This window comes from Aequorivita viscosa (assembly GCF_900106795.1).
Taxonomy (GTDB): Bacteria; Bacteroidota; Bacteroidia; order Flavobacteriales; family Flavobacteriaceae; genus Aequorivita; species Aequorivita viscosa.
This window is the reverse complement of the sequence record NZ_FNNS01000005.1, coordinates 135,596-152,225: the sequence shown is the minus strand read 5'-3', so window position 1 is coordinate 152,225 and position 16,630 is coordinate 135,596. Positions and strand designations below refer to the sequence as shown.

The window sequence follows — 16,630 nt, the reverse complement described above, 5'->3', positions numbered from 1 at the left end:
AGTGGCAGTTGCAGTTGGCAGTAGTATTAGACTCCAAATTTGCCGGGATTATCAATCATTATAATTTATACGCTTTCCGATTTCTTCGCTTTTAGTTTTGAAATCTTCTTCTGTTTCAATCGAAATATAAGCTGAAGCTTTGGCAAATTCCAACCATACTTGGGTCTCAGAATTTTCGGCATCACTATCTGTCAATTTACTAACGAAATGCCGTTCATATCTTCTTTTGCGATAAGCTTCAGCAATGTTGGCACAAACAGAACGTGAGCTTCTTCGAATTGGGTCTGTCAGAGAATAGGTTTCTTCCTTTGGAAAAGTTTTGGATATTTCAAAAATTTCCATAGCCAGTGAAAATCCTTTTTGATATGCCAATAAAGTTTTAAAACTCATCAAAAAAAATTTAAATTTCTACTGTTTACTGCTACTTATCACTGTTACTGCTTACTGATACTGAAAACTGCTACTTCATTTTAAATCTACCTCATATTCCCCATCATCTGCATCATCTTCTTACCGCCACCACCTTGCATCATCTTCATCATTTTGCTCATTTGGTTAAACTGCTTTAGCAATTGGTTTACTTGCTGAACGCTTGTTCCAGAACCTTTAGCAATTCGTTTTTTTCTGCTTCCGTTTATTACTGAAGGCTGCGTTCTTTCAGTTGGGGTCATTGAATGAATAATGGCTTCAATTCCTTTAAAGGCATCGTCATCAATATCTACATCTTTTAAAGCTTTTCCGGCCCCAGGAATCATTCCCACTAGGTCTTTCATGCTTCCCATTTTCTTTACTTGCTGAATCTGACTTAAGAAATCGTCGAAACCAAATTGATTCTTTGCAATTTTCTTTTGAATTTTACGAGCTTCCTCTTCATCAAATTGTTCCTGAGCTCTTTCAACAAGGGAAACTACGTCACCCATTCCCAGGATTCTATCGGCCATACGCGCAGGGTGGAACACATCGATGGCGTCCATTTTTTCACCTGTTCCGATAAATTTGATTGGCTTATCTACAACACTTTTAATAGATATTGCCGCTCCACCACGAGTATCACCGTCTAGCTTAGTAAGCACAACTCCATCAAAATTCAATCTATCATTAAATGCTTTTGCGGTATTAACAGCATCTTGCCCAGTCATTGCATCAACCACAAACAACGTTTCTTGTGGATTAATGGCTTTATGCACATTTGCAATTTCCGTCATCATTGCTTCGTCAATAGCCAAACGTCCCGCCGTATCTACGATAACAACGTTAAAGCCATTCTGTTTTGCATAGGCAATTGCTTTTTGCGCAATATCGACAGGGTTTTTATTATCTGGTTCGCTATACACTTCAACCCCTATTTGATCACCAACTACGTGTAACTGGTTTATCGCAGCAGGACGATAGATATCACAAGCCACCAATAAAGGTTTTTTGGTTTTTTTTGTTTTAAGATAGTTTGCCAGTTTACCCGAAAAAGTTGTTTTACCACTACCTTGTAATCCAGACATAAGAATAACCGTAGGGGCTCCGCTCAAGTTTATTCCTGCAGTTTCGCCACCCATTAAGTCGGCAAGCTCATCCTTTACCAATTTAACCATCAATTGGCCTGGCTGAAGGGTTGTCAATACGTTTTGACCCAGGGCTTTTTCTTTTACGGTATTGGTAAACTCCTTGGCTGTTTTAAAGTTTACGTCGGCATCCAAAAGGGCACGGCGCACTTCTTTTAGGGTTTCTGCTACGTTTACTTCGGTTATACTGCCGTGACCTTTTAGTACGTGCAGCGCTTTATCCAGCTTTTCGGTTAAATTATTGAACATATCGTTGTTGTTTATTTAGGAACAAACCCTTAAATCCTTTAAAAAAATATAAGTCAGATTTCTATTGGATATACTGAGTTCGAGGTGCAAAGATAACATTCTGAAAGGGAGTATCAAAAAAATAAGACTATGGTATTTTAAACCAAAGCTTAAATTCTTAAAATAAATTTAGTAGAATATATTCATTCATTTTTTTTGAAAAATACGTCGTATAATTGCAAACTTTTTTCTATTCTTAATATTTAAATGATTGTTGTCTGATAAACCTATTGAAAACCTTAAAACCAAATAACATATTTAGTACTTATGGAACTCGGTATTTGATGAAGTTTCTATTTTCTAGCCTATTATTAATGCATAACGTCGTACTATCTCAGGGGAACAAGATACTAGTAAGCAAGGAAACGCAATTAGAACAATGTTTAATAGGAAAACAATTCGAATACAAATTGGACAATACAGTATATAAAAATTTGAAGTACTCCTTGAAATATCACAAAATTTTCATAAATCGTAATTTCCAAGAGCTTGGAATACACTGCGTTTTATGTCGATTTGCTATATTGCCAGCTTGAGGAAATTAGCTTTCAACTTCAATGAACACTTCGACACTAAGAAATTAGATAAAGACCGAAAGTTTGATAACAGCGTAACAAAAACCTAATGACAAAAGACAAAATACTATCTCCTTTTCAAAAATTCGTAAAACTTCAAACTTCGAGTGGAATCTTACTGCTCGCAACCACGATTATAGCCTTGATATGGGCTAATTCGGCGTTTGCTGAAAGTTATCAAGATTTTTGGCAATATGAAATCGGGTTTACATCGGATAGCTTCGAGTTAAAAAAACCCTTGATTCTATGGGTTAACGATGGCTTGATGGCTATTTTCTTTTTTTTAATCGGACTTGAAATAAAACGCGAGCTGTTAATTGGTGAACTCAACACACCAAAAAAAATAATGTTCCCTCTTTTTGGGGCGATTGGTGGAATTATTCTTCCAGTAGCGCTTTTTTTAATTTTAAACGATAACCCCGAAACCTTAAAAGGTTGGGGAATTCCTATGGCTACCGACATAGCCTTTGCCTTGGCTATTTTAAAAGTTTTAGGAAACAGAGTACCTCTTAGCTTAAAAATATTTTTAACCGCTTTTGCTATTGTAGATGATTTGGCTGCTGTACTTGTTATTGCCATTTTTTACAGTAGCAGCTTAAATTTTGTATTGCTGGGCGCCGCATTAGCACTACTTGTCGTTATTTATTTCCTGAGTCATAGAGGCTTGTATTTCGAGTTTTTAGCCATTGTATGTGCTTTTATTATTTGGTTGTTATTTTTAAAGGCAGGACTTCACCCTACTTTAGCAGGAATTCTAATGGCCTTTGCTATACCAGTTAGACAAAAAATAAGCACCCATGAATTTACAGATCAATTAGACAGTATAGTTGCCGAAATAAAGAAAACCACAGTTCTTCAGCGGCCTGTATTGTCTACCGACCAACTTGAACTTATAGACGACCTTGAGGATTGGTCTGATAAATATCGCTCACCGCTTCAGCATTTAGAGCATAAGCTACACAACTGGGTAGCATACGTTGTAATACCTATTTTTGCTCTTGCTAATGCTGGTGTGGCCCTTACTAGCACTGGATTAGAATTGAACCTTGTTTGGAAAATCATGGTTTCATTGGTATTGGGGAAATTTATCGGAATTACCGGTATTATCTTTTTAGCTCGAAAATTAAAAATTATTGACGTTCCTAAAGACATCACAAATAAACAGATTGTAGGTGTTTCTTTTTTAGCAGGTATTGGTTTTACTATGGCAATATTTATAGCTAGTTTAGCCTTTTCCAACTACCCCGAATACATAGATTCGGCAAAAATTGGAATTTTGGCAGGTTCATTATTATCCGCTATTATTGGATTTGCTATTTTAAGGTTTAACACTAAAAAAGGTATGTTCAACCACAATCCATCAGGCCAACAGAAACCTAAAGAATAGCTTTCGCGCAAAATATTGAAATTATTTATCTGGATTGCTTTTAGAATTGAAACTGTTTCTAAAAGCGATCCTTTATATTTGACTTCATGAGTATTAATTGGATTTTACTAATAATTGGCGGAATTTTTGAAACAGGATTCGCCATAAGCTTAGGGAAAGCGCAACACGCCTCAGGAAAGGAGTTCTGGCTTTGGCTCATATCATTTGCTGTTTGCGTATGTATTAGCATGTTTTTGCTTTTCAAGGCTATGGGAGGCGATAAAGCAATTCCCGTGGGCACTGCGTATGCGGTTTGGGGCGCCATTGGTGCAGTTGGAACCGTACTAATGGGCATTTTGTCATTTAAGGAACCAGTAACGTTTTGGAGAATGTTTTTTCTATCTACCTTGGTTATTTCGGTTATTGGCTTACAGGTTGTAAGTGCAGACTAGCTATATTGAAATTGAGAATGCCGTATCAGATTTTATTTCAAGTAAAAAAACTCTTGAATCCCTTTTTATCACTTCAACGGAATTTTTATTAAAGTAATGACACCCCGCTTGCTTATATTGTTTTCGACCTTAAACCCAACTTCATTTCCATACAGGGTTTTCAGTCTGTCCTGCGTGTTTTTTAGGCCAGTACCATTCTGAAGTAATTCTTCAAATGGCTGAGCTATTGGTTCGCCATCGTTTTCAATTTCAAAAAAAATAAATTCGGCATCTTTATGGATTTTCAAGCTTATAGTTAGCTCTGTTGTACTGTATCCATAACCGTGTTTTATGGCATTTTCAACAATTGGCTGTAAAAGCATGTGTGGAACCAGTGCATTCTCAACATCTTTTTCAATATATTTTTCAATGGAAAGATGGTCTGAAAACCTGACGGAAATAATACCTATATATTTATCGAGAATTTCAAGTTCTTTATAAAGTGGAATTAAATTTTCATCCTTAAAATCCAATAAGTCGCGGAAAAGGTCTCCAAAATCGGCAATCAGGTTTTGTGCTTTTTCTTTGTCTATTTCAACTAAAGCTGAAATGCTATTCAAGGTATTAAATATAAAATGAGGGTGTAATTGCGCTTTGAGCATATTGAGCTTTGCCGTGGCAAGATGCGTTTCGACCTGTGCTTTTTGAATTTCAATATTACGTACTTTCTTTATGTAATAATAAACGTTAATTATACCAATCATCGCAAAATAGACCAGGAAATTTACCTCTACAACTGCAATAAAATAGTTGAAAGAAAGGTAGCGCGAAGCCTCAGAAAAAGATGTTTCTCCTATTATTAGGGAAATAACGGCTGTCATAAAAAAGATGAAGTACCCGATAAAAAAAGAAAAGAAAACATGTACCCAAATTATTTTCTTCCATCCTTCGGCACCCCATTTTTCGAACATTATTTTGGTTAGGATACTTATGAACGTCATAAAAACTATCACGACAACCCAATCTATTAAAACACTGTAACTAAACAAATCGCCCCAACCCAATGGGCCGTAACTTTTGGAGCCAATAACCTTCCAATAGCTTTTTTTGAATTGCACCAACAGAATCACTACGGTGTAAAAAACAGCAAGGTATTTTAGGAGTTTTATGTCTATGTGTTTTTTCAGCATCTCCTTATACACCTACGTTCATTTGAAAATCCTTCCGGTAACTTTTACTTACCCTGAAAAGCGAACCGTCTTTCATTTTCACGTCTATTTCACCGAAATTTGAATGGATTACTTTTTCTAAAAAAACCGTATTTATAATGGTAGAACGATGAATCCGAAGCATTTGTTTACTTTCTATTTCCTTCATTATATTTTGAAGAGAATCGCGAAGCACGTGTTTTTTATCGCGTGTGCAAATTTCAACGTAACTTCCTGAAGCGAGAATGTATTGGATTTCGGAATACGCTATAAAGGACACTGTGTTTCCAGTTTTTATAGGCAGTTTGTTTTTTGAAGTTGCGGCCTTCTTTTCAGTTTTTTTACCTTCAATATACTGCAACAACTTTTGCAACTTATGGTCTAAACTATTCTGTGTTTTTTTTTCAAATTGTTGTTCTGCTCTTGCCACCGCCTGTTGAAAACGTTCCTTTTTGTAGGGTTTCAATAAATAATCCAACGCGAACGCATCAAAGGCTTTTACTGCATACGTATCAAAAGCAGTAACGAAAATAACCATTGGTTTTTTGGCGGTTTTCAACTTTTTCAGAACTTCAAATCCATTCATATCCTTCATTTGGATATCTAAAAACACAAGGTCGGGTTGTAATTCTTCTATTTTAGCAATAGCTTCTTGCCCGGTTTTGCATTGCCCGAGCAACTGTAAAATATCCATCTCTCCTACCAATGACAGCAATCGCTTTCTAGCCAAGGGTTCATCATCAATTATCAGGCAACTTATTTTCATTGAAACAGCCAATCTATTTAATTACTAAACGATTTTCAAAAAGTAAATGTAGCAAACCTAAACATCAATTTAATTGATTTGTAATTGGTCATTTCAAAATAAGTACCCTTCAAACCCATTTTTCAGGCATTCGCATCAATAATGAAGCGATTCGCGTCTTTTCCACAGGTTGTAGACCTTCCATATTCGGAAAGTAAACCATCGATTACAGAACAACGTTTTAAAACAGTTTAAAAGACATTCAAAACAATATGTTTCTGTTCACAACATAACTGAACATTACTATGGAGTTTCAAATTAATTTCACCCTTTGAAAACACATTAACCATTTAAAGAAGAACGTAAAACCAAACCAATATGAAAAAATCTATGCTACCTTTTAGTATTTGTGCTCTTATTTTTTTTACTGAAAATATAAATGCGCAATCCTTTGAAGAAACAACTTTTGAAGGCATTACCACAACACCTTCCGCCTCGCGAAGTGCCAATTTTATAGATGTGAATGGCGATGGCTGGGATGATATATTTTTTACCAACGGCCCAGCTCCTGGTCAAAACAATATGCTCTATATCAATAACGGAGATGGCACTTTTACAACCGTAACGGACGATGACATTGTATTGGACAACGACCGCTCAGACGGTGCGAGCTTTGCCGATGTTGATAATGACGGCGATTTGGATGCAGTGGTTGTAACTTACGGCAGGAACGGCACAGGCAAGAAAAACTATTTTTACCGAAACAATGGCGACGGTACCTTTGAATACGAACCAGACAATGCTATAGGAATTCCGTTGACTTATTCTGAAATGGCGAATTGGATAGACCTCAACAACGACCAATTACTCGATGCATACATTACGAATAGTGTTGTTTCTACGAGGAATCTATATTTCGCAAATCAGGGCGATGGGTCTTTTGAAGCGGTTACAGGTTTGTCCATAACTAATGAAACCCTTGCTTCCCGTTCCATAAACTGGATAGATTATGATGGCGATGGCGATAGCGATTTGTTTATTACCAATGAAAATAATGCCAACAATTCACTTTTTCGAAATGATGTTCCCGATAATTTCACGAAAATCACGAATCTTTCCATTACCCAAAGTGGGGGAAATTCGGCTGGAAGTTCTTGGGCCGATGTTGATAATGATGGAGATTTCGATTTATTTATTGCCAACTGGAATGGGCAAAACAATCAACTTTTTATTAACGAAAACGGAACATTCATAGAACAAACCAATTCTGAAATCGCTTTAGAAATAGGGAGTTCGTTTGGCTCTGCCTTTGCAGATGTAGACAATGATGGCGATTTGGACCTACTAGTTTGCAACGCATATTATCCTGGACAAGTCACAAATTCACTTTTCATAAATGACGGAACTGGCGTTTTTACTAAAGACACGACAAGCAGCTTGGCGAATCACCAAGGCAACACTTTTGGATGTGCCTTTGGCGATTACAACAACGACGGCTGGTTAGATGTTATTTTGGCGAATACATTTGATGAGAACCAAAGCAACTCTCTTTTCAAAAATACGGGAAGCGGGAATAATTGGATAAAAATTAAATGTGTTGGCAATCCTTCCAATGGGTCGGCTGTTGGCGCGAAAGTTAAGGTTAGAGCTACAATAAATGGAAATGAAGTTTGGCAAACACGCCAAATTGAAGCGGCCAGTGGATACTGTAGCCAGAACAGTTACACCAATCATTTTGGGTTGGGTGATGCTACAATTGTATCCGAAATTCAAATTCAATGGCCTTCTGGCGCAGTTGAAACTTTTAATGATATTGACGAAAACAACACCTATTTGGTAGTAGAAGGCAACGGTATTCAATTGAAAACCATTTCTGCAGCTAAATTTGGATATGTTGTTTATCCTATGCCAGCAGATGATGTTTTAGTCATCAATTTTCCGAAAGATGAATTAGATTCAAAAGTCGAAATTTTCGATTTAAATGGAAGAAAAGTAAATGAGCAGATCAGCTATGCTGAATCTTCAATAAATCTCGATGTGAGCAACTTAAGTGCGGGGCAATATATTCTGAAAATCATCAACAACGAAAGAGTGACTTCTCAGAAAATCATTATTAAATAGAAGGTTTTTTTATTGAAGATTGCTTTCAAAAAGAAACGTGTTGGATCGTCAATGAGTTATAATCCAACACGTTTTTCCATTTAAATATGATTGGAAAATCTATCCTAAAACAAATTTCTTTACCAATTCAAAATGTTTAAATGGAATATACTTAAACGGAATGTCAATCCAAGTAGGAGTAGTTACCACCGCCCTTTTGTGGCTAAACGCTATAAAGCTTTCTTTTCCGTGATAACTGCCCAATCCACTATTACCCACACCGCCAAACGGCAAGTTGTGATTAGTTATATGCATTAAAACATCGTTGATGCAAGCTCCACCAGAGGTGGTTTTTGACAATACTTCTTCGGCATTTTTAGTTTTTCCGAAATAATACAAGGCCAAAGGCTTTGGATTTCTGTTGATGTAATCTACCGCTTCCTCAATATCGCCAAACGACAATACCGGTAAAATTGGCCCGAAAATCTCTTCCTGCATAATTTTAAATCCTGGTTGGACATCATCAATAATTGTTGGAGGAAAAAAGCGCTCTTTAGCATCCAATTCGCCTCCGGTATGGATTGTACCTGCGTTTAATAAACCTGTGAGTCTTTCGAAAGCACTATCGTTTACAATTCGCGGATAAAAACGACTTTCCTTTAGGTTTTCGCCGTACATCGCTGAAATATTTTCGGCAATTTTATTCAGCAATTCGTCTTTAATGGACTTATGGGCAAAAAGATAATCGGGTGCAATACACGTTTGTCCTGCATTGATTAATTTTCCCCAAGCAATTCGCTTTGCGACAATGTCGATATCTGCATCGGCATCAACGATACACGGACTTTTCCCACCTAATTCCAAAATTACTTTTGACAGGTGTTCGGATGCTGCTTTCATAACGACTTTACCAACTTTAGAGCTTCCTGTAAAAAACATTAAATCGAAAGGTTGCGCTAACAGCCGTGTGTTTGTTTCTCGGCCACCCTGAACAACAGTTATGTAGTCTGAAATAAAAGTATCAGCTATCATTGCTTCCATCAATTTGGCGATTTTTGGCGTATCTGGCGATGGCTTCAAGATGGCACAACAACCAGCTGAAATAGCTCCCACTAACGGATTTATCAATAACTGAAAAGGATAATTCCACGGCGCAACAATCAAAGCAATTCCCAATGGTTCATAAATAATTTTGCTCGAAGACGGCTGTAACTGAAGCGGTGTTGACACTTTTTTAGGTTTTGCCCACTTCTTTATATTTTTAATGTGGTGGTCTATTTCGCTAACCACAATATTGATTTCGGTTAAATATGCTTCTTCAGGTGATTTATGCAGATCTTCCCACAGTGCCTGTTTTATATTTTCCTCATTATCGAGAACAACTTGTTTTAACTTCTTCAGATTAGCAAGTCGAAAATCTATCTCCTTCGTTTGATGTGTCGCGAAAAAAGCGCTCTGTTTGGCAAACTTTTGCTCAACTATTTCCCTTGATGTTTCTTCCATAAAATTTGCTTCAATAATTATTTTTTTCTACCCGTAAAGTGCTCCATCGTTTTATAAATTCCCAGGACACTTCCTGTAAACCAATCAAAAAACCGAACGGAGAACAAAGCCTGTCCCAACCTGGTAACCCGATAAATATATCCTGGCAGGGTGAGTCGGATTTTATTCCTCTCAATCGCCTTAACAATGCTAAGGGCTGCTGCCTCTGGTTCAAGAATTGGAATTTTCGATCGCACCCCATCAAACATTCCGGTATTGATATAATAAGGCATTACGGTGGTAACCTTTATATCTTTTTTCAACTGCTGCATTTCAATTCGCAGACTATCGGACCACCCAATAAGCGACCATTTACTCGCTGCATAAACAGACATCTTAGGGTTTGAAATAAGTCCGCCAGACGAAGCTATATTGCAAATATGACCCGCATTCTGCTTCAACATATCTCCTAGAAACGCACTGGTAATTAACATAGGGGCATTTGCATTGATTTCCATTGTTTTTATGACATCGGCCGTGGAGTGTTCATGAAAATACTTACCAACCACAATCCCAGCGTTATTTATGATTACGTCTACAAACCCAACATCAAGCTTTACTTTTTGAGCAGTTTCTTGAATTGCTTCAACATTAGAAACATCCACCTTATAGCCAACAACCTTTCCTATTGAAGCAAATTCAGAAATAGTTTCCTCCATTTGTTGTAGGTTTATATCCCAAATCACCACTTTAGCTTCGCGCTCTAAAAACAAACGGGTCATTATCTTGCCAATACCCGAGGCGCCTCCTGTTATAAGAATCGTTTTCTGTTTAAACTTTCCCATTTACACATTCTAATTTACGTAAAGATAACGGCTAAAGATGTCTTTACCAACGGTAATCGGTAGGAGTTTTAAGCCTATATAAATTCTGAAATAAAAACATACTAATTGACTTTAAAACTGAATTTATTCTGAAGAATATAGCTGTAACCAACCGTAATGATGGCGGTGAGTAATTTGGAAGGTGTAGGATAAAAACCGAGCAAATCGACAAAGAATTTCATCGACACATATCCGAGTATTAAGGCGCCCATCCCAACTAAAAAATATCTGAAAAATTGAACTTTCCACGGCAGGTTAGAATCTTCAAACGTGATGTATTTATTAAGCAAGAACCCTGTTGTAAACGTAATTGGAAAAACAACGAACAAGGAAGCAATATGTGGACTTAGCACGACGAAATACAAGTCGAGATTTTGTTTTGCAAAAATAAAATTATAGAAAATAAAATACAGGAGTATATCAAATACCAAGTTGCCTCCGCCACAAGCCGCATACCTATATGTTTTTAGCGGTAAAAATGGCCGAAACAGAAAATAAAAAGCATCAATAAATCTAGTTATACCATCTTTCATCACAAAGCGGGCAAAGGTAGGGAATGAAATCAACATTCAGAATACAACCGATATTTGGGTGTAAAAACTGAAATCGATTCGATATAAAATACACTTCCAAGTATGATTATACTATTAAAACCATCAAAAATGGCTATGGCATATCTCTTAAACTATTAATAAAACTGAGAACATTATTTCATACTTTTGTAAACGCACATTTAAACCTTTTGGTATGGGGAAAAAACATATTGCAGTCGCTATGGGAGGTTATTCCAGCGAATTCGAAATTTCTATCGGTAGTGGCAATATTGTCTGCAATGCTCTCGATAAAAACAAATATGAAGTTTACCCTGTCCATATTTTAAAAGAAGGATGGTTTCATCTTTCTGAAGATGGCGTAAAACACCCTATTAACAAGGCTGATTTTAGTTTTAGCAATGGAAACGACATTATTCACCCAGATGTTATTTTCAACACAATACATGGAACCCCTGGCGAAGACGGTTACCTTCAAGCCTATTGGGAGTTATTAGAAATTCCACATACCAGCACTGGCTATTATCAAGCCGCTCTGAGTTTTAATAAACGGGATTGCCTTTCTGTTCTTAAAGGTTTCGGCGTTTTGTGTGCGAATTCCTATTATGTAAATAAAGGCACTAACATTAATTTAGAAGAAATAGTCTTAAAAACAGGACTGCCTTGTTTTGTAAAGCCAAATCGTTCTGGTTCTAGCTTCGGAATTAGTAAAGTTCATAATATGGCAGAATTAATGCCAGCGATTGAAAAAGCCTTTACTGAAGATTCAGAAATAATTATAGAAACCGCACTTAATGGCACTGAAGTTCAGGTTGGCGTGTATAATAATGGCTCCGAGGTTATTGTTTTACCACCCACTGAAATCGTTTCAGAAAATGAATTTTTCGACTATGCAGCGAAATATTTGGGGAAATCTCAAGAAATAACCCCAGCGCGAATTTCAAAAGAAGAAACCCAAATGCTTCAACAGGAAGCCAGACGTATTCATAGCCTATTAGGCATGAAAGGCATTAGCAGAAGCGACTTTATCATTGAAAAAGGAAAACCATATTTTTTAGAAATAAATACCAATCCAGGACTTTCAAAGGAAAGCATCGTTCCTAAACAAGCACGTGAAGCAGGAATGACACTCACACAATTTTTCGATATTTTAATTAAAAATGTACTATAATAGTTTCAGGCAAAAGGAAGCAAGAGTGAGGTAATTTCACAATAACTTGTACCTTCCAACCTGCAATTTGCAATAACAATTACATGAAATACTACCTAATAGCAGGCGAAGCATCTGGAGATTTACACGGCGCCAACCTTATGAAGGCTTTGACTAAGGTAGATCCTGAAGCGGAGTTTCGTTTTTGGGGTGGCGATTTAATGAAGGCCGCAGGCGGAACAGAGGTAAAACACTATCGAGATTTAGCTTTTATGGGATTTTTAGAGGTTATAATGAATCTCGGCACAATTCTAAAAAATATAAAGTTCTGTAAAAGTGATATAGCATCATTCAATCCAGATGTTATCATTTTTATTGATTACCCCGGATTCAATCTGCGAATTGCCAAATGGGCGAGGCAAAAAGGATATCGAACGCACTACTACATTTCACCACAAATCTGGGCTTGGAAAGAAGGTCGAATCAAGGATATTAAACGTGACATTGATGAAATGTATGTGATACTCCCATTCGAAAAGGACTTTTATGAAAAGAAGCACAACTTCCCAGTTCATTTTGTTGGCCATCCATTGATTGACGCTATTCACAACAGAGTGCAAATAGATCCAGAAACATTTAAAAACGAAAACGGATTGGATAACCGTCCAATCATTGCTCTTTTACCTGGAAGCAGAAAGCAAGAAATTAAAAAGATGCTGGAGATAATGATTTCTGTGGCCAAGGATTTTAAAGATTATCAATTTGTTATTGCAGGTGCTCCAAGTCAAGAAAAATCATTTTATGAAACTTTTCTTACCACCAAAAATGTGCATTTCGTTACAAACAAAACTTATGATTTACTGAGTATTTCTGAAGCCGCATTGGTTACTTCGGGTACTGCAACGTTAGAAACGGCTCTTCTAAAAGTTCCTCAAGTAGTTTGCTATAAAGGAAATCGGGTTAGTTATGAAATTGCTAAACGCGTTATCAACTTAGATTATATTTCGTTAGTTAATTTAATTCTGAATAAAACAGTTGTCGCAGAATTGATTCAATCAGATTTTAATAGTAAAAAGCTAAAAGAGGCTTTAAAAGAAATTCTAACCCCAGAAAAAAGAACCGAATTGTTTTCAGATTATTACGATTTAGAAAAAGCTTTGGGAGGGCAAGGAGCAAGTGAAAATACTGCTAAATTGATTTATAAGGCCACACAAGATGGAATTATCGAGCATTAAGACCGAATACTTTACTTGGAACTTTGAAGTTGTTTTTAAAGACGCTTAGAAGCCTATAACATTTTCACCTAATCCCAATAGACACAAGGGATACTAAATTATATTGCAAAGGCGAAATAAATATTTTTTCATACCTTTAAACATTAATTTTCAAGTTAATATTGATGAAAAAGATAGTACTTCTTTTCTTTTTAAGCTTATTTATAATTTCCTGCGGATCGAACAGAAATCATGGACGTACAAGCAGTAAAAGCAGTCATCATTCAAGATCTGACAATCGAATAAATTCCCACCACAGCAACAATCGTGTTGCAACCACTAGGACAAAGACTGAGCCTAAGGAAAAAAGAAAAGAAGATCGATCTGAAAGTAAAGGCATAGAAAAAGATTCACATAGTGTAAAACAGGAAATTATCGACTATGCCAAAACCTTTCAAGGTACGCGATATAAATTCGGAGGTACCACAAGATCTGGAATGGATTGTTCTGGCCTTATTTCAGTTGCATTTCAAAAAGAAAATATCGAGTTGCCACGTGTTTCGCGTGAAATGGCAACCCAAGGCGTTCGTATTTCTTTAAAAAATGTTGAAAAAGGTGATTTGGTTTTCTTTAAAACGAGCAGCAGAAACGTTATAAACCACGTAGGCCTTGTAGTTGAAACAGATCGCGGTGAAATAAAGTTTATTCATTCCTCCACAAGAGCAGGTGTAATTATATCTTCATTAGAAGAAACTTATTGGAAAAAAGCTTTTGTAGAAGTACGCCGTGTTATTTAATTCAAAATTTATTGTATTTTAGTAATTGATTTAAAATAGGCACATTACGAGGTTTAAAATAAAAGTTAAAAAAGTTTAATTCACATTTCACTTAAAATACACCTTCGTTTTTATTGTTTAAAATATAGTGAAACACTGAAAACAAAGAGAAAATTGATAGTTGTTTTCCGAAAAGCTTTTTAATAAAATACAACTCCTCGAATATTTTCGCACTCCCCAGTAAATTTTAAATATTGACTTAAAAATGGGGTTATGCGGTTTGTAAATTTTGCAATAGTAAAGTTTTCTTTCTTTTTGGTGCTGGGCATTCTAACAGCACACTACTTCCCTATTCCATTTTTAATTCTAACGCCTTTAGTCGTTGTGCTATCGCTCGTTTTCGTCTTTTGGCTACTAGCCCGACAGCAATTGATACAACAGGTTTATTTAGGAATAGCTGCATATCTGTGTTTTTTCGCTATAGGAATTTTCAGCTATCAAATTAGGTTACCAGAATTTCAGCCTAACCACTTTTCGAAAATTATTCTTGATAATTCCCCTAAAATCCTGCAAATAAAAATCACGCAAACCTTAAAGCCCGATAGATTCAACCACAAATACTTTGCTGAAGTAAATGCTATAAATGGAATAGCTACTTCAGGAAAAGTGCTAATAAATATTGCTAAAGATTCGCTACTAAAACCTCTGGTGCCAGACAACGTTATATTGACCTACACAACTGTTTCTGAAATCTCAAAACCACAAAACCCGCATCAATTCGATTATTCAAATTATATGAAATTGCAAGGCGTTTATGGACAACTAAGAATTTCTAGCAACGAAATTTTAAAAGTTTCTAAAGACAGTAAAACCATCTTTGGAATTGCACAAAACCTACGCGCAGAAATAATAAGAAAGCTGGAAAGGTCAAAATTGGAGCCGGACGAACGCGCCATCATTCAAGCACTTGTTTTAGGCGAAAAGAAAGACATTGACAAGAACCTATACGAAGCTTATGCCGCCGCAGGGGCTGTGCATATTTTAGCGGTTTCTGGGCTTCACGTCGGAATACTGTATATAATCCTTGGATTTCTGTTTAAACCGGTAAAAAGATTGAAATATGGCATAGTACTGCACTCCATTTTAATTGTATTGCTTCTTTGGTGTTTTGCTGTCCTTTCAGGTTTATCGCCTTCCGTAACCCGAGCGGTAACAATGTTCAGCTTTTTCGCTTATGCCAATCTGTTGAATCGCAGGACCAATTCTACTAATACTTTGTTTCTGTCTTTATTGACGCTATTAATTATAAATCCGCTTTGGCTTTTCCAAGTCGGGTTTCAGTTAAGTTATTTAGCTGTATTTTTTATTGTTTGGTTGCTTCCTATTTTTAAAGGAATTGGACATTCAAAATATTGGCTAGTTCGCAAAACTGGACCGATTGTAGGAGTAACAATTTGCGCTCAAATTGGGGTTTTGCCATTGAGCCTATATTACTTTCATCAGTTTCCAGGGTTGTTCTTGTTTACAAACATTGTTTTATTACCTTTTCTTACAATCTTAATGTGTGGTGGTATATTAATAGTGCTGCTGGCAGTTTTTAACAGTTTGCCAAATTGGCTTTCGGAAATATACAATAGAATGATAGAAGGTCTTAATACATTTATTAATTGGGTCGCGTTGCAAGATGAATTTTTATTTGAAGAAATCCACTTTTCGGCACTGAAAGTCATAGCCGCATATCTACTGATAATTGCTATAGCACTAGCCGTTAAAAATTTGAATTACCAAAGACTGATTGTTTCTCTTGTTGCCGTGTCATTAATTCTTACAGTTTTCATATATGACGAATTTAGTACATCTACAAACCATCTTATCGTGTTTCACAAAAGCAGAAAAACATTGATAAGCCATAAAAACGGAAAGAAATTAACTGTTTACAAAGATGATTTGAACCTGCGTTACGATAAAACATACCCAATAAAATCGTTTAAAACCGCTGTAAACATTAGTCATTATTCCGAAGAAAAATTACCAAAAATATTTCGATATAACCAAAAGAATATTTTGATTTTAGATAGCTTGGGTGTTTTTCCGAAGCAAAGTAACATACACGCTGTGATACTCACGGGCAGCCCAAAAGTAAATCTAGTGCGCTTAATTGATAGCTTAAACCCAAAGCAAATTATCGCAGATGGAAGCAATTACCGCTCGTACATTAAACGATGGGAAAACACCTGCAAATTAAAAAAGCTCCCGTTTGCATATACTGCTGAACAAGGAGCTTTCCTTATAGAATAGATTTAA

General features: G+C 36.3%; 13 protein-coding genes and 1 pseudogene. 7 read left to right on the top strand and 7 right to left on the bottom strand.

The annotated features are described in order from the left end of the window. Positions 1-26: 26 nt before the first annotated feature. A pseudogene (locus BLW28_RS04395) lies at positions 27-390 on the bottom strand (four helix bundle protein). Positions 391-476: 86 nt separating this feature from the next. Next, on the bottom strand, positions 477-1,805 hold the full coding sequence (gene ffh, locus BLW28_RS04390; RefSeq protein ID WP_073215493.1) for a signal recognition particle protein: 1,329 nt from the start codon (positions 1,803-1,805) through the stop codon (positions 477-479). Positions 1,806-2,468: 663 nt separating this feature from the next. On the opposite strand from ffh, the gene nhaA reads away from it, so the two are divergent. Together nhaA and BLW28_RS04380 are read left to right on the top strand one after the other, a co-directional pair. Further along, positions 2,469-3,806, top strand: coding sequence for a Na+/H+ antiporter NhaA (gene nhaA, locus BLW28_RS04385; RefSeq protein ID WP_073215490.1), 1,338 nt, complete (start codon positions 2,469-2,471; stop codon positions 3,804-3,806). 92 nt (positions 3,807-3,898) lie between these two features. Continuing rightward, positions 3,899-4,237: a DMT family transporter gene (locus tag BLW28_RS04380; protein WP_073215591.1), complete on the top strand. Its 339-nt coding sequence runs from the start codon at positions 3,899-3,901 to the stop codon at positions 4,235-4,237. Between the two features lie 68 nt (positions 4,238-4,305). Here the strand turns inward: BLW28_RS04380 and BLW28_RS04375 are convergent, their stop codons facing one another. Continuing rightward, entirely contained in the window at positions 4,306-5,406 is a 1,101-nt protein-coding gene (locus BLW28_RS04375) for a sensor histidine kinase (RefSeq protein WP_073215487.1), read from the bottom strand. Positions 5,407-5,410: 4 nt separating this feature from the next. Further along, positions 5,411-6,190: a LytR/AlgR family response regulator transcription factor gene (locus BLW28_RS04370; RefSeq protein WP_073215588.1), complete on the bottom strand. Its 780-nt coding sequence runs from the start codon at positions 6,188-6,190 to the stop codon at positions 5,411-5,413. A 357-nt stretch (positions 6,191-6,547) separates the two neighbouring features. Here BLW28_RS04370 and BLW28_RS04365 point away from each other — a divergent pair, with 357 nt between their 5' ends. Then, positions 6,548-8,290, top strand: a complete 1,743-nt coding sequence (locus tag BLW28_RS04365; RefSeq protein WP_073215484.1) for an FG-GAP-like repeat-containing protein — start codon at positions 6,548-6,550, stop codon at positions 8,288-8,290. Between the two features lie 99 nt (positions 8,291-8,389). Here BLW28_RS04365 and BLW28_RS04360 read toward each other — a convergent pair whose 3' ends face one another. The 3 genes from BLW28_RS04360 to BLW28_RS04350 all read right to left on the bottom strand — a co-directional run bounded on the left by BLW28_RS04360 (position 8,390) and on the right by BLW28_RS04350 (position 11,204). After that, positions 8,390-9,772, bottom strand: a complete 1,383-nt coding sequence (locus BLW28_RS04360; protein ID WP_073215481.1) for an aldehyde dehydrogenase — start codon at positions 9,770-9,772, stop codon at positions 8,390-8,392. 17 nt (positions 9,773-9,789) lie between these two features. Continuing rightward, on the bottom strand, positions 9,790-10,596 hold the full coding sequence (locus BLW28_RS04355) for an SDR family oxidoreductase (RefSeq protein ID WP_073215478.1): 807 nt from the start codon (positions 10,594-10,596) through the stop codon (positions 9,790-9,792). A 101-nt stretch (positions 10,597-10,697) separates the two neighbouring features. Next, positions 10,698-11,204, bottom strand: a complete 507-nt coding sequence (locus tag BLW28_RS04350) for a GtrA family protein (RefSeq protein ID WP_083540666.1) — start codon at positions 11,202-11,204, stop codon at positions 10,698-10,700. A gap of 178 nt (positions 11,205-11,382) precedes the next feature. Here BLW28_RS04350 and BLW28_RS04345 point away from each other — a divergent pair, with 178 nt between their 5' ends. The 4 genes from BLW28_RS04345 (at position 11,383) to BLW28_RS04330 (ending at position 16,624) form a co-directional block, all read left to right on the top strand. Further along, positions 11,383-12,357, top strand: a complete 975-nt coding sequence (locus BLW28_RS04345; protein ID WP_073215475.1) for a D-alanine--D-alanine ligase — start codon at positions 11,383-11,385, stop codon at positions 12,355-12,357. A gap of 83 nt (positions 12,358-12,440) precedes the next feature. Next, positions 12,441-13,571: a lipid-A-disaccharide synthase gene (gene lpxB, locus BLW28_RS04340; protein WP_073215472.1), complete on the top strand. Its 1,131-nt coding sequence runs from the start codon at positions 12,441-12,443 to the stop codon at positions 13,569-13,571. Positions 13,572-13,735: 164 nt separating this feature from the next. Continuing rightward, on the top strand, positions 13,736-14,347 hold the full coding sequence (locus BLW28_RS04335; protein WP_073215470.1) for a C40 family peptidase: 612 nt from the start codon (positions 13,736-13,738) through the stop codon (positions 14,345-14,347). Between the two features lie 252 nt (positions 14,348-14,599). Then, positions 14,600-16,624: a ComEC/Rec2 family competence protein gene (locus BLW28_RS04330; protein ID WP_073215466.1), complete on the top strand. Its 2,025-nt coding sequence runs from the start codon at positions 14,600-14,602 to the stop codon at positions 16,622-16,624. The last annotated feature ends 6 nt before the right edge of the window (positions 16,625-16,630 follow it).